Origin of the sequence: Paenibacillus sp. FSL H7-0714, assembly GCF_038003765.1 — a bacterium.
Classification (GTDB): Bacteria; Bacillota; Bacilli; order Paenibacillales; family Paenibacillaceae; genus Paenibacillus_AQ.
Genome location: NZ_JBBOPT010000001.1, coordinates 2475661 through 2490262, shown reverse-complemented (window position 1 = coordinate 2490262; position 14602 = coordinate 2475661). Strand labels below are relative to the sequence as shown.

Below are 14602 nucleotides of genomic sequence, written 5' to 3'. Positions count from 1 at the left end.
AAATTGATTAAATTATTAATTGCCGACGACGAAGCTCTTGTCTGTATCGGCTTGCAGTCTATGCTGAAATGGGAGCAATATAATATAGAGATTGTCGGTATCGCGCACAACGGTGCTCAAGAAGAAGAGATGATTGACACTCTCCGCCCGGACATCGTAATCAGCGATATCAAAATGCCAATTAAGAGCGGTTTAGAGGTTGCCGCTTCGATACGCCAAAAATATGGTCGACTTCCGCTATTCATTATGTTGACTAGTTATGAAGAATTTCAATACGCACGCGCAGCTATAGAGGTGCAGGCCACGGATTATCTAGTAAAGCTGGAACTCACTCCGGAAGCACTGGCCGAATCCATCCGAAAGGCTATTTCCTTTCTAGAGAGTTACCAGACGATGGAAAGCTACCCAAAGCTGGTTCACCGTGGCAACCTTCAGGCGCAGCGTGATAAATTCTTCATTCGTCTGTTCAATAACCTGTTCGAGAATAAGAACCAGTATCTCCTGCAGAAAGAGGATTTGGCGTTAGAGTTTTCCGAGCCCGCCTACCTAGTCTGTACTTGCCGCATTCTGGGCCCAGACACTGTTCCTCCCCGTGGAGATAAGCTGGTTGCCTTATGCTCAAGCACTGTGCAAATGGCAAAGGACACGCTTACTTCTATACAACCCTGTTATGTAACCAGTCTTGACTTACGTAATTTCGCCGTTGCTCTACCTGTCCCCGAAGTCGATCCCCGTCACTGGATGTCTGACATTGAGAAGCAACTTACCGACATGGCATCCGTATTACATAACTATTTCAATGTAACGATTATTGGTGCCATAGGGTTTGCCGTCGAGGACCCTTATTTAATGCGGGAGAGCTACCTAGCAGCTCGAAAGGCATTGCCAGTTGCCGTGCAAGAACGGTCTTTTGTTTTCTTCGATGAGAATGAACCTCTAGAGCAGGAACATCCGTTGTTTGATTTCTCTGAATCTCGTTCGGAGATCCGCCGTGCTTTTGAAGAACTAGATACCCTTGCTTTATACACCATCATCTCCAAAATGATTGAAATCTTCAAAGACCGACCTGACTTACTGGTGCCCGCCACCGATGCTGCCTGCAATATTCTGTATATGGCCACTTCGCTTCTTGCGGATGGAGAAAACATTGTAGAGCATATCTTCGAAAATGAACCGGAAGGCTACCGGGCCATCTATCAGATGCATACAATCGAAGAGATCGCCGGCTGGTTGATTCAGTTCCGTGATGGCTGCTCGGAAATTCTCTCTACTCGAAGACAAAGCTATAAAGAACAAATCGTCAAAAATGTCCAGGAATACATCAAAAGAAATCTCGGCACTAAGCTTTCACTGAATCAAGTAGCAGATGTCTTCAATTTCAGTCCAAACTATTTGAGCCATCTGTTCTCCAAAGTCGCTAAGGTCAATTATGTAGAATATATCACGGAGACTAAAATCACTGTGGCCAAGGAAATGATGATGCGCGGTGAAGGTCGTATTTACGAAATTTCCCAAAAACTCGGTTATGAAAGTGCCTTCTATTTCAGTAAGGTCTTCAAGAAAGTGACGGGGATTTCACCCAGAGAATATATGCAACAAATTGAAGCAGGCTGATAGTGATCGCCGGCCCCTCCAAAAAGCAACAGCATTCTTTAGCAATAATAGTGACACTCCGTCCGACAACAAAAAATCTCGTTTCCAAGAAAAATGTCTAGGAAACGAGATTTTTTCGGAGTGCCCCTATTCGGCAAGCTTTCACTAGGGACAAGCACCAGTAACTATTTCATTTGAGCTTGTTCTTCTCTAGTAGGACCAATTACGCCAGGTACACGAAGACCTGCTTGACGTAAGAGGACAGTCATTTGACCACGATGATGTGTCTGGTGATCTATAAGCGATCTAAGCATTGCACCACGAGGCATTAAACCAGCAAAGGTCTGTACACTCTCAACCATTTGCTCGTCCGTTAATTTCTCAACCTCAGAAGCAATATTAGCCGCGATATTCTTATAAGATTCAACAATCACAGCCGCATGAGCCGGAACTTCCTTCGGATTGCCTACTGGAGTAAGTGTTAACCCTACCTGACCACCAAAAAACATCGGACAGGTTGCCAAGTGCCAACCTAACCATCCCAATGAGTTGTGACCTTCAACAATTACCTGATCTAATTTGTCATCGGTAAGTGATTCAAGAACGCGAATTGTTCCTGCAGAAGCGCTTGCCCATTCTCCTAGAAAATCTTGAACTGTTCTGTACATTTGAAATCCCCTTTATTGGTCGTTAAATAACGATTACTTAGTCATACCAATTAAATTATAACCTGTCACAGGGCCTGTTACAAATAATCTAAAGGATCATCATATTTTTCACTTAACTTGAGAAAAAGGGGACTTTCGGAGTATTCATGATTTTCGCATAATAAAATCTGGTCTATGGTTTGGGATGCTACATTTCTACTCGATTATATCGCAATCTGAAAGTATTTCCGGTTTATGGCGCATGCTATCCTGATTGGTTATTTTACGGATCACCTTACACGGTACACCTGCAGCAAAAGAATTTTCTGGGATGTCCTGAGTCACGACACTACCTGCACCTATTACGCATCGATCACCAATCGTAACACCTCCACATACCGTTACATTTGCTGAGAGCCAAACATCGTTACCAATGCTAACAGGCTTAGCATAGCATAAAGACGCAGCATCACCATTTTGATCAAGCATTTGTCTACGCTCGGAGGCAACGAATGGGTGAATAGGCGTAACGATGGTTACATTAGGTCCAAAATTCACATGATCACCTATCGTAACCTGTGCATCATCCTGGACTGTAAGGTTATAGTTTCCAAAAAAATGATCACCAATTTTTGTATGAACACCATAATGAAAAAAAATGGGACCCTGGATAAAACAATGCTCCCCTATGCTATCAAGTAACTGTGACAATATCGCTTCCCGCTCCTCTGTCTGATCCTCAAATGTTCGGCTATATTGACTACTCAAATTGTGGGCGAGAAGCTTTTTACGCTTTAGCTCTATGTTACCTGGATTGTATAATATCCCTTTGAATATTCGTTCTTCTTCTGTCAAATTGTTCACCTCTTTTAGTTTTTAGACAGTTAGTTCAATTTGAATGTTTTCTGGCCCTAAAATACTGCTTTCATAATATCCGTCACCTGTGGTCCGTGGTCCACTTAACGTTCTAAATCCCGCTTCTGCCAATTGCTTGGTTAGTAGATCGACTTGTTCCTTACTGCCTAAGCTGAAAGCTAAATGAGTTAAGCCCGTCCGCAAGAGATCATGAACTCCTTCTACCATATCCGGTCTGCTCATAATCTCCAATCTCGCGCCGCCCTCAAACGTGAGAAAATAGGTTCTTAATCCCGTTTTGGGATTATGGTATTGTTGATTTGACTTCGCATTAAAGAATTGACTATAAAATTGTCTGCAGCTTTCTAAATCTTGTACATACATAGCAATATGTTCAATTTTCATAAAAATCTCCTTTCCGTCACTACATGTATTAGTTTTGAACATAATTCCTCGTAATATCGTTAAGCCATTTAAATTTAAAATAACGCATTAAGGCAATCGGGGCTTTAATAACCTCGTCTAAATTGATGATAATAAATATCGTTAGAGGGGAGAGATGCCACACAAATGCACTCATGTATCCTAATGGTAATATGATGCCCCACATTACAATCGTGTCACACCAAAAGCCAAATCTAGAATCTCCTCCAGCAACAAATATTCCTCCAATCGTCGTGGAGTTTATCGATTTCGGAATACAACAATAAGCACAGACAAGAAGCATTCCACTCAAATATATTTGTGCTTGATCATCCAAATTAACAAGTAGAAACACTATAGGCTTCAGTAATAGCAAAGTAATACCTGCAACAATGCCAAACAAAATAGCATATACATTTAATATTTTCCCAGCTCTTTTAGCCATTTCAATTTCGCCATTGCCTAGATATTTACCAACAAGTACGGAGCCACCACTTGCAATACCTCCACATAATACAATGACCAGATTCTTAACGACCGAGGCAACTGAATTTGCAGCGATCATATCTGCATTAATATGTCCAATAATTGAGGATGTCACAGTTAATGCGCATCCCCAAACAATATAATTTCCTTGGACGGGTAGTGTATACCTCAAAAAATCCTTAATCAAATTACGCTGAACCATATCACGTAAAGGTAACCTAAACTTTATATTTGATTTGATAGAGTGGATGATACAGCAACTAAATTCAACGATACGTGCCAAAACTGTAGAGAAAGCAACTGCCACTATAGCCTTTTCTGAATTACCCGGATAAAGTATGAAAATACTTATTACATTCAAGAGAATGTTCAATATAAGGCACATAGAACTGATCCAGGCACTCACACGGGCATTTTCCATGCTTCTAATGACACTATAGTACATTTGGGATATTCCGCTTATCAGATAGGAGAATGAAATCACTCGCAAGAAACTCGATCCATATTGAATTAACTCGACGTCAGTTGTGAAAAACCTCATTAATTGATCCGGCATCAACAGCGATATCCCAAAAAAGATAGCGGATATAATAATAGACATCGTACATCCAATACTAAAGACTCGTTCAATTGTCATTAAATCTTTCTTTCCCCAATACTGTGCAGTCAAAATCCCTACACCTGCTGCCAATCCCATGTAAAACAGTGTTAAAACAAATGTAATTTGCCCAGCCAACGATACAGCAGACATTGTAGACTGGTTAATAAAACCTAACATGAATATATCTATTGTCACGGCTAACGATGAAATGAGGTTTTGTAAAGCAATCGGAATGACCAAATTAAGCAATTGACGATTGAAATGCTTATCTCTCATCTCAAGCGTGCTTCTTCATCCAGATCTTCCTTAGTGATCTCTTTGTCTTTGTAATAGTATTTTTGGTCGTGTTCATTAATGGTGCGCATCACCCTGCATGGATTACCAACAGCAATAGAGTTAGCCGGAATATCTTTTGTTACAACACTGCCGGCACCAATAACGGTATTTTCTCCAATTGTGACCCCTGGACAAATTGTAACATTCGCCCCGATCCAACAATTGTTCTCAATTTTCACCGGATCAGCATACATATATCCTCTGTAATCTGGATGGATTGGATGTCCTACTGTAGCAATCGTTACAGATGGACCGAACATAACATTTTTTCCGATAATAATTTTAGTGTCGTCAACAAAATTACAATTAAAATTGATGTACGTTCCATCTCCAATCTCAATGTTCGTACCATAGCAAAAGTAAAAGGGCGGCTCGATCCACACCTTCGTTTCTTTACCAAATATCTCTTGCATGAGTTGTGTACGTTTTTCTAGATTATCTGGCGCTGTTATATTAAAGGCATGCATTCTTCTTTTTGCCTGTAGTCTGTCTTCAGGCAGTCCTTCACAGTAATCAGTAAATAGTTTACCGGAGGCAATACGTTCTCTCATCGTCATATTTCTGGCTCCTTATAATATCTTTTGGATTTTGTATTATTGTCGAGCAATATCAAAATTGTATAATTTCTATGTAGTCCTATCCACCGAAATCAAATATAATTCTATTAAAATCGTATTTTGTTTGAGGGAGATGTGATTGTGAGTGCAGAGCTGGAAGTATTCTCTGATTTATCGGAAGAACTAAATTATAATCTTCCTGATTTTCCGCTATACGTACGAAAAGGAGCACTTAATCATTTCGATAAATATGCAGCAGCATGCCATTGGCACCCGGACTTGGAATTTATTTTAGTACTAGATGGGGAGATGGAGTATTTTGTAAACGGAGAAATTGTACTGATTGAACGAGGTAACGGAATATTCGTTAATAGCAAGCGTATGCATTATGGTTTCTCCACCAATAAATTGGATTGTACATTCATTGTCGTTGCTGTCCATCCTTCACTACTCGGAATAAACACACATGTAGGCAAAGTATATTGGGACGAGAAATTCGGTTCTAAAACTGAAGACTATATTATGATTACTTCGCAAAGCACGTGGGGAAAGGAAATCCTGCATTCCTTACATCGGATTTATGAAGAAATGAACAGCATTCCTTGCAACCCACTACGCCTTCTTTCACTGGCTACATCACTTTGTGCAGACGTCGGAGATCATATACAGAGGGTTCCTGGGCAGATAAATGATGACCAGTCATGGATTGCCGTTTGGAAAATGACGGGATATATTCATCATCATTTTGACCTTAGAGTAACCCTGAATGACATCGCTACCGCTGGGTCTGTTTGCAGGAGCAGATGTTGCGAGTTGTTTGGCACATACATTGGCCAAACGCCTAATACTTACCTAGTGCGATATCGTATTCAAAAGAGCTCCGAGATGCTGGTAGGAACTAATCGATCGATTAGTGAAATTGCGATGAACTGCGGATTTCAAAGTGCGAGCTATTTTTCATCAGTTTTCCGTAATGAGACTGGATTGACGCCTCAGAATTACCGAAAGAAATCTCGAACACCTTCCCATTCAAATTAGCTTATTGACGGGTGCTTCCCAAGATCATTCCGATATTTAATTTATCATTTCCCATTATTTTCTCCTCTATTTGGTTTATCAAAGCGAATGCCAAAGAAGCCAGTAATTCCAAAGTTCTTTGGGTTACTGGCTTCTTTCATTATAATTAAGATACGACGTATGATTCACCTAAAACACGCTTAATACTGTATGACCCCTCTATCATTTCCGTGGCTATAAATGACTCCATATCACTAGATTCAATATCATACAACACTTCAATTTCCTTGGAGAACAAAATGTTTCCTTCCTTGATAAGTTCAGAGAGAGGTGGAACATTTTCAGCTTTTACATCACCATTGTAAACTTGTTGAAGTCCGTCGACATAGGCTTCTAATGATCGTGCCCCCACAATTTTAACACCTTTATTTTCTTCATTCACCAAGATAATGGTTGGAAATCCACGTACACCAAGTCTGCCTGCTAACTCAAAATCCTGCTCTAACAAATCTTGTGCCGACCCAAGAGCAGCATTCGCCACTATTTCTTCGCCATTTAGCCCAATGTTGTTGACTATATCAACTAATGTTTTCTCCTCTCCAATATTCTGATTGAAGGCAAATACAGCTTCTCTTGCCTGACGCAAAAACTCATTTTCTTTACCCGGATATATATTTTGTATAACCTTGTATACTCTAGATGGCGGGTACGAAGAAAGAATCGGATTGTTTTTCCACAAAGAACCATCGATAGGCATACGTGAATGTAAACCGACTTCTCTCCAATGCTCCGCAACATCTGAAGGCTGTTGAATGCCATTGGAGACATCTGCAAAACCATGCCAGCTAGAAAGCAAACCACCCATAATCGTCTTCACGTTAAAATATTGTCCATACTGCAGAATAAAACGATTGAGTACCGGCTCAAGCGCCCAACAGTGGGAACAGATCGGATCAGTTGCATAGTAAAGTGTGATTTTGGGGGACTGTAGATTAAAGTCGATCATTTCCATTTGCTCTTCATCCCCTGGCCCACAGACACCGGTTTTAAGGTCACACATCATATTTGAATTATTCATATATAAATCACCTTTCGCTGGAGAATCAAAGAAAGTGCCCTCTTGTAGAAGTTCTTTGTATGGGAGTATTATAATACCAATACAAATTCAAACAAGTACGTTTATTTTTAATACTAAGTATCTTTAATAATACTATTGGAAAGGAGTTATGTATGAAATACGAATTTAGACTTGATCAATTATGTCCTGCAACCTTCGCATTCCATGTAATCAGCGGAAAATGGAACCTCCCGATCCTAGCCATTCTTAGTGAGAACGACAACATACGCTATAACGAGTTAAAAAGAAGACTGCATGGAATAACAGGGACTACCTTAACCAACTCACTGAGGGATCTTATAGATTATGGAATCATTCATCGGGAGCAGTATAACGAAGTGCCACCAAGAGTTGAGTATTCTCTGACTTCATCTGGAAAAGAATTAGTGCCTTTAATTGAATCCTTTGTTGAATGGGGACAAAGAAATATTGGGGTGAAGGATAAATCCTAGAATGCTTTCTCACTCCTATTCCTGAATCTCCAAATGCATATACGAAGGCGCTTCATCCCAAGGAACGCTATATCCCGCTCCCTTTGCACAGAACATAGAGCTGGAGGTGTACTCAGGATCAGCGCTGCGGTCGTATCCAATCCTTGCGATGACCTGTTCCGGGTTATGACATGGCTGATAACCGCCTAACTTCATCGAGATTGCTCCCTTGCCCTTCGTGAATGATGCAAGCTCTACTGCATAATGCATGAACGTCGCGACAGGCGCACGTCCCTGAATAAACATCGATTCACCTAGCATTTCTGGCGGGTCAAATTCACCATGGGCCAGCTGTATATCAGACATTACGCGTCCGATAAGCTCTGCATCGACTTTGATTTTGAATTGATAATAGGGTTCCAGTAGAATCTTGTTCGCTTGCTCCAATCCCTGCCGCAGTGCCCGCAGTGTCGCCTCCCGAAAGTCACCACCATGAGTGTGCTTCTGATGCGCTGCCCCGGTTAAAAGCGTTATATACAGATCGGTGACGGGAGAGCCGGTAAGAACTCCACGATGGTCCTTTTCAAGTAAATGCTGACCGACGAGATGCTGATACCCTGTGCTGAGCTGCTCCACATGGCATGTACTGCGATATGTAATTCCCTCACCACGTTTCGCAGGCGCAAGCCGGAGATGCACCTCTGCATAATGCTTAAGAGGTTCGAAATGCCCACAACCAATCACAATGTCTGCGATCGTCTCTTTGTATAATATCTCTGGCTTGGAGAACGATACCTTGAGCTGGAAACGGTCTAACACCACCTGCTGAAGTACCTCTAGCTGGATCATTCCCATCACATGAACATGAATCTCTTCCAGCTTGTCCTCCCATGTCACTTGCAGCGTAGGGTCTTCGGCTTGCAGGATCATGAAATAGCGTAGCACTTCTCTGGATGATATCCCCAAATTGAATACAACTTTGGATTTCAACGCTGACACAAGACGGGATTCTACTCGATCTGAATGATTACCTATACCCAGTCCAATGGCTGCATCAGTTAGGCCCGTAACGGCAACAAGCTGTCCCGCGGAAGCTTCATCGCATGAAGTATATTTCCCCCCATGATAGATACGAATAGAAGTGATTTTCTGGCTTAACTCCTCATGTTCTGAAGTTCTATAGCAGAGATCCTCCCGTACCCGTAATTTTCCAGCTAATATCTTCATAAAAGTCAGTCGCGTGCCTTGCAGCTCATGACGCACCTTATATACTCGTGCCTCGAATACTGCGTTTACTTCATAAGTCGATTCCATTAGTAGTTGCATCGTCTGCATCCATTCCGCAATCCACTGATCCAATAGAGCTGCTCCACTCATAACGGGAAAAACCACCCGTTCTTTAACCATTTGTTTCAGCGTAGCCAATACCTGCCCAGGATAAATGTTGTCTTCGAAATATGCCTCCATCAAGGCTTCATCTCGCTCAGCAACGGCGGTAATGACCTCTTCAGGCAGCATGCTCTGATCTAGACCTTTTGCCAAATACAACATATCCGGCGAAAATTGCTGTCTTAACGCTTTTAGCACACGCTGGACGTCAGCACCGGTACGATCTATTTTGTTAATAAATATAAAAGTGGGTATGCCATATTCCTGTAGCAATTGCCAGACCGTCTCAGTATGCCCTTCAATGCCCTCCACAGCACTTAAGATGACTACCGCATAATCCATGACCTGTAAAGCGCGCTCCATCTCAGCTGAAAAATCGACATGCCCCGGTGTGTCAATGAGCTGATACGATTGTTCGTTATATTTCATCACCGCCTGGTCAGCAAAAATCGTTATCCCCCGTGCCCGCTCCATCTCATGACTATCCAAAAAGGCATCCTGATGATCGACTCTCCCCCGAGTCTTAATTCCGGAAGCATGGTATAGGAGCTGCTCTGCGAAGGTGGTTTTGCCGGCATCAACATGTGCTAGCAGTCCGATGGTGATTGGTGATGCTTCTGACAGTTTACAATACATATTTCTACCATCCATTCAGTCAATCTGTTATATAAGAATCGTAGCCGAAATCTAGTAGCTTGTACAGAATCTCTCACCACCGACAGCATGCGGTAACGCCCGAAGATCCATATTATCCAATGACATAACCATCCTCCATGAAGGATTTAGCTACAATAATGCAAGAAAGATACTAGACAAGCTATTGAGATGATGATTATGTCCCTATTAACTTATAAAAAAACCGGTAACCCTTAACAGAAAGGATTACCGGCTCAATGAATAGTTAGTTTTTGTGGTTTTTCATTTTAAACGAGAATTCTCTGTTAGAAAATTCAATGCGATAACGTTAATATTTCTAATCTCCTTAAAACAATTAATCATCTACTCTCTAGACTCAACAGCTTTTTATCTAGAAATGCCTTTACATCTTTAGCAAGCTGAATGGATGCTTCAATTTCCAACTTAGTTGTTGAAACACTTTCAATGCTGCATCCAATTGGAATTCCCTTCTCCAGCCCGAACTCAAATAGTTCTTCAAATATTTTTTGAGATAGCTGAATTGATTTATCCAAAATGTCGTTCGAGTATTTCAACTCGTTTTCTAACCATCCCGGGATACTGATCCCCAACCATTTCATAAATTGTAATGTTTTCGCTGTGCCACATGGTGCAAGATTAAATAAAATAGGAACCATTTCAAAACCCTTATTTGTATAGTAATAATATAAATCAGACAATAAATTCTTTGATGCCTCTACATTATAAGTTGCCTGAGTGATAAAAAAGTTGCATCCATTGTTAATCTTTTCGACAACCCGTATATGCTCATCATTCTTTTTTATATGTCTTTCAGGAATGACAACTCCTCCAAAATTCAAATTACTATTTAACTGTTTGCTTAGCTTATAAGCATCTGGTAAATTCAATTTCACCTCTTGCTTACTTGATGAAGCGCCCACATACACGGAAAATCTGTCTTCACTTTCGTCAGTCTTAATCCAATCAGCGAACGAAGCTCTTGTATCATTACCGACGCACCGATAAATTATTTTCGGGACCTCCACTTGTCTTAGATATTTATCACCATAGACAGCCGGATCAATCGTTGGTAAATATGGGTAAGGTCTTTCATGATCAACTCTTTCTGCTTCCTCCTGGACGTCGTAAAGAATTAAAGCATCTAAATCAACGTTTTTAAGTCTTTCAACCTGTTTCTGTGCAATTTCTGATATCTTTTCTGGTGAATGGCTTGCCTTCGGTGGTGTCATCCCATATGTTAAAATACCAGGTTTCTTGCTCAATATTTTTTGTTTAAATGTACTCTCTGCCGCTCCCAAAATAAAAAACTCCTCTACACGTCTCTTTTAAGTTAAGGCTACCATGGCAGGCTTAATATGTATAACTTATATTTACTATATCTAGTTATATTTTAAAGCTATGATTCCCTATTGGTACTTATCGAGTAGTTCATCATGGAGGCGGAACTTCTAGATTTTAATGTTGACAACCATTTGGTCTGACTATAATATTAGAAGTCCTGCCAACCTTAAAGTTGGCGATAAGGGGACCGAAAGGTTCATTCTTATTTAAAAAGGGTGAGTATTATGAATAAAGAAGAATTAATGGAAAGCGCACGTAACACAAAGAAAGCTGCTTATGCCCCTTATTCTAAATTTCCAGTTGGAGCAGCCTTATTACTTAAAGATGGAAATGTTATTAATGGAGTAAATGTAGAAAATGTATCTTTTGGTGCTACTAACTGTGCAGAGAGAACAGCAATCTTCACAGCTATTACAAAGGGCTATACTAAAGGTGATTTTCAGGCTATAGCTGTTGCAGGTGACACAATGGATTTTCTGCCGCCATGCAGTATCTGCAGACAAGTATTATCGGAATTCTGTTTGCCCGACATGCCTGTCTATTTAACCAATGAGAAAAAAGAAATCTTAGAGCTGTGTTTAAGGGATTTATTGCCTTACGCATTCAAAAATTTAGATATGTAAAAATAATACCTACCATAGTGGAATATCAAAAACACGCGTACCTGTGTAGACAAGTACACGTGTTTTTATGTTTAAAAGCTTAGTCAGAACACAGAGTTCACAGACCAAACACACCGCGTAAATACGTTGTGACTTACCAAATCGCAATTCCGACCTTATCTTTTTCTTTAAGTACTACCTTTATCATTTCCAAAGCATTTCTTACACTAAATTCAATAAATTCTTTATCATAGTCTGTATGTAGTTCTATAGTATCTAAATTATCAAGCAAAATAAGGAATTCACTTTCCAGTTTTTCTATTCCTTCATCAAATGCAAAAATATTCGTATTCTTTAAAGAATATATTAACTCACATCCGAGTTCACTAATTAAATCATTTCCCCAGAGAGTTTTTCTGCATGATTCGAAACCAAACAAATTATTATGTGGCGCGGGTACCTGCTCCTCCAAAAAATTAGTATCTACAATTATACTTCCCTTTTGAATTACACTAATTATCAAACTCATATAGTTAAAACCTCTCAATGATTATCTATAATTTTTGATTCTTGTTTCTTTTGTTTCTTTTGTTTCTTTTGTTTCTTATAACATCATCAATAAATAAAAAAACAAGCGATCCATTGAGATAAAAGGTTAACACTTCCTCTCGATGATCGCTTGCTTTTAGTAGCTATGCATAGTCACATTTCTAGTTTTCGCTGTGAGATTCCATAATTAATTAAAATAAGCCTTTTAAAATTAGCAAAAACCCATCATTATTGTAACAGAATTATTTAGAATTACGCATAAATACAGCAAAAAAATACAATTGTAACTGAATTGAATAGAAAAATTTCCAAAGTCATTTGAATATATATTCATTAAAAAGAATAATAATCCATTCTTAGTAGTATCCTTCAATTTAAGTGAGTAGCTATATTGAGGGTAAGCCGTAGGGATAGAAATTGTATGTCCAGGTAATTCAATTTCAGGTACCACCTCGATACCACGATCTGTCTCCGGTATACTCTGTCTTGTCTCCTAGAAAGCAGACATTGTCCCGAAACGAGTAACGCAATCCACATTGGTTTGCCATTTGTCTCCATCAGCTGAGTCGAACCGTAATAGCTGCGGATTGAATGAAAAAGCTGGAACTGCTGATCCTCACTTAAGCCATCGGTATTCCAGCGCGTTCCCGTAGCTTGGCAAGCAGCTATAATATCATTGAAGCGTTCCAACGCAAAGGAAGTTGCCTCCTCAATATTTGCGAACAACTTCGTGTAATACTACTACGAATCGATCCCTGTCGTCACCAGACCACCATGATAAAATGTAACCGCAAACCGATACGTGGTCTTCAGACCAGGAGGTGGATCCATTACGACAGCACCCACACCGCCAAGACAGAATGTCCAGCTCTCCTGAAGCTCCGCTGACAGAATCCGTTCCAACGTGAATCCGATCGCCGAGCGCACATTTGGCGTCGCCATCGCAGCGTTCGGTGTCATCCGGTCCTGTCCAACGCCAGCGAGCTGGTTATCAGATGTGTCATCTAAGCGACGCATGTTAGTATATGAATCACAACCTTCGTAACCGAAGAAGGCTCGGCGCGACTTCGAACCCTTCCATATATCGGCTTATCATTAGAACATCCCCAAGAGAAATATATTCTTCCGTAAATTATTGGACGGAGGAAAATCGAGATATTGAAAAAAAGCACTTTAAAGAGAGTATTCAGCTTCTCAGTTTCCACGCACTAATTATTTACTAACATTTAAAATATATTGTTATTCATTGCAGCCATGTCTATTCAAAAACTCGAACATCCAAGCTAAACGAAACAAATTTCGGAGAGAAAATAGAAAAAGCCCTCAAAAGCATATAGTTGGGATAGGTAGCCTAGAGCTGCCTATTTTTATAACTTAAAATCAAAATTTAAGTTTAACATAGCCCTATAAAATAAAAAAAAACCACATGGGATTTCAAAGTCCATGTGGTCAATAATACAAGATCTGTAACTTTCATAGTGATAACCCTAAATCAGGTTATTGCCTTAAAGCTACTCGCAAAATTGTGAATATGAAAGTCTATTGAATTACTAGCCGTGTCTCCATCCTTAAACTTGAATTTTTTTTAACACTTCCTTAGCAGCCATATCAACTTCTAATTCCCTATCTAATGTAGTTGGGGTTTCCACAAGCTTGATTAAACTGACTTCTAGTTCAATAAGAACTCCAATAGGAAACTGAGGCAATAAATATTCTAAAACATTTAATTTCCAATCACTTTCCTCCCCTTCGAATATCCTATTGATGAAAGGAATAAGTTCCTTATCAAAATTAAGCAATAACTCCACGACATCTTCAAATATAGGAAAATTCCTATCCTTTAAATATATCGATAACCCTTCAATCAGATCTAAAAGATCATTTTTATTTAATTGCTTTAATTTTTTAATACTCTCATAATCCATTTTACTTAGAGGTAAATTCCCCATAAATGATTCCCCTCCCTTTTTGGTAAAAAATTCATTATTCCAATCAAATCAA

At 39.9% G+C, this 14602-nt stretch carries 15 protein-coding genes and 1 pseudogene; 4 read left to right on the top strand and 12 right to left on the bottom strand.

Annotated elements, in window-relative coordinates; all coding sequences use genetic code 11:
- The first annotated feature begins 3 nt into the window (after window positions 1-3).
- Entirely contained in the window at window positions 4-1614 is a 1611-nt protein-coding gene (locus NST34_RS10805; protein ID WP_341127749.1) for a response regulator, read from the top strand.
- Between the two features lie 164 nt (window positions 1615-1778).
- On the opposite strand, the gene NST34_RS10800 is transcribed toward NST34_RS10805, so the two are convergent.
- The 5 genes from NST34_RS10800 to NST34_RS10780 form a co-directional block, all read right to left on the bottom strand.
- Complete coding sequence (locus NST34_RS10800) at window positions 1779-2261, bottom strand: DinB family protein (protein WP_076283104.1); 483 nt, start codon at window positions 2259-2261, stop codon at window positions 1779-1781.
- 195 nt (window positions 2262-2456) lie between these two features.
- The gene (locus NST34_RS10795; RefSeq protein ID WP_341127748.1) at window positions 2457-3104 is read right to left on the bottom strand and encodes a sugar O-acetyltransferase; all 648 of its coding nucleotides are present in this window, start codon (window positions 3102-3104) and stop codon (window positions 2457-2459) included.
- A 12-nt stretch (window positions 3105-3116) separates the two neighbouring features.
- Window positions 3117-3500, bottom strand: coding sequence for a VOC family protein (locus tag NST34_RS10790; protein ID WP_076283106.1), 384 nt, complete (start codon window positions 3498-3500; stop codon window positions 3117-3119).
- Window positions 3501-3528: 28 nt separating this feature from the next.
- Window positions 3529-4881 carry an MATE family efflux transporter gene (locus NST34_RS10785; RefSeq protein ID WP_076283107.1) on the bottom strand — a complete coding sequence of 451 codons (1353 nt, stop codon included), beginning with the start codon at window positions 4879-4881 and terminating at the stop codon, window positions 3529-3531.
- Entirely contained in the window at window positions 4878-5498 is a 621-nt protein-coding gene (locus tag NST34_RS10780) for a DapH/DapD/GlmU-related protein (RefSeq protein WP_042186958.1), read from the bottom strand. The genes NST34_RS10785 and NST34_RS10780 overlap by 4 nt, the downstream gene beginning before the upstream one ends.
- 141 nt (window positions 5499-5639) lie before the next feature.
- Here NST34_RS10780 and NST34_RS10775 point away from each other — a divergent pair, with 141 nt between their 5' ends.
- Window positions 5640-6536 (top strand): AraC family transcriptional regulator, encoded by an 897-nt coding sequence (locus tag NST34_RS10775; protein WP_081392975.1) that lies wholly within the window; start codon window positions 5640-5642, stop codon window positions 6534-6536.
- Between the two features lie 145 nt (window positions 6537-6681).
- On the opposite strand, the gene NST34_RS10770 is transcribed toward NST34_RS10775, so the two are convergent.
- Window positions 6682-7593, bottom strand: a complete 912-nt coding sequence (locus NST34_RS10770) for a DsbA family oxidoreductase (protein WP_341127747.1) — start codon at window positions 7591-7593, stop codon at window positions 6682-6684.
- Between the two features lie 152 nt (window positions 7594-7745).
- Between NST34_RS10770 and NST34_RS10765 the strand changes: the two genes are divergently transcribed.
- A complete protein-coding gene (locus NST34_RS10765; RefSeq protein ID WP_341127746.1) occupies window positions 7746-8084 on the top strand; it encodes a winged helix-turn-helix transcriptional regulator in 339 nt (112 codons plus the stop codon).
- A gap of 15 nt (window positions 8085-8099) precedes the next feature.
- Here the strand turns inward: NST34_RS10765 and NST34_RS10760 are convergent, their stop codons facing one another.
- Together NST34_RS10760 and NST34_RS10755 are read right to left on the bottom strand one after the other, a co-directional pair.
- On the bottom strand, window positions 8100-10088 hold the full coding sequence (locus tag NST34_RS10760; RefSeq protein WP_341127745.1) for a translation factor GTPase family protein: 1989 nt from the start codon (window positions 10086-10088) through the stop codon (window positions 8100-8102).
- A gap of 359 nt (window positions 10089-10447) precedes the next feature.
- Window positions 10448-11407, bottom strand: a complete 960-nt coding sequence (locus NST34_RS10755) for a methylenetetrahydrofolate reductase (RefSeq protein WP_341125601.1) — start codon at window positions 11405-11407, stop codon at window positions 10448-10450.
- 267 nt (window positions 11408-11674) lie between these two features.
- On the opposite strand from NST34_RS10755, the gene NST34_RS10750 reads away from it, so the two are divergent.
- A complete protein-coding gene (locus NST34_RS10750) occupies window positions 11675-12073 on the top strand; it encodes a cytidine deaminase (protein WP_339247028.1) in 399 nt (132 codons plus the stop codon).
- A 133-nt stretch (window positions 12074-12206) separates the two neighbouring features.
- On the opposite strand, the gene NST34_RS10745 is transcribed toward NST34_RS10750, so the two are convergent.
- The 4 genes and pseudogenes from NST34_RS10745 to NST34_RS10735 all read right to left on the bottom strand — a co-directional run bounded on the left by NST34_RS10745 (window position 12207) and on the right by NST34_RS10735 (window position 14550).
- Window positions 12207-12581 (bottom strand): hypothetical protein, encoded by a 375-nt coding sequence (locus NST34_RS10745; RefSeq protein WP_339802522.1) that lies wholly within the window; start codon window positions 12579-12581, stop codon window positions 12207-12209.
- Window positions 12582-12812: 231 nt separating this feature from the next.
- A complete protein-coding gene (locus tag NST34_RS32105; RefSeq protein WP_445667657.1) occupies window positions 12813-13052 on the bottom strand; it encodes a hypothetical protein in 240 nt (79 codons plus the stop codon).
- Window positions 12971-13684, bottom strand: a pseudogene (locus tag NST34_RS10740) (glycoside hydrolase family 52 protein). The gene NST34_RS32105 and the pseudogene NST34_RS10740 overlap by 82 nt, the downstream one beginning before the upstream one ends.
- Window positions 13685-14169: 485 nt before the next feature.
- A complete protein-coding gene (locus NST34_RS10735; protein ID WP_341127744.1) occupies window positions 14170-14550 on the bottom strand; it encodes a DUF5071 domain-containing protein in 381 nt (126 codons plus the stop codon).
- Between the last annotated feature and the right edge of the window lie 52 nt (window positions 14551-14602).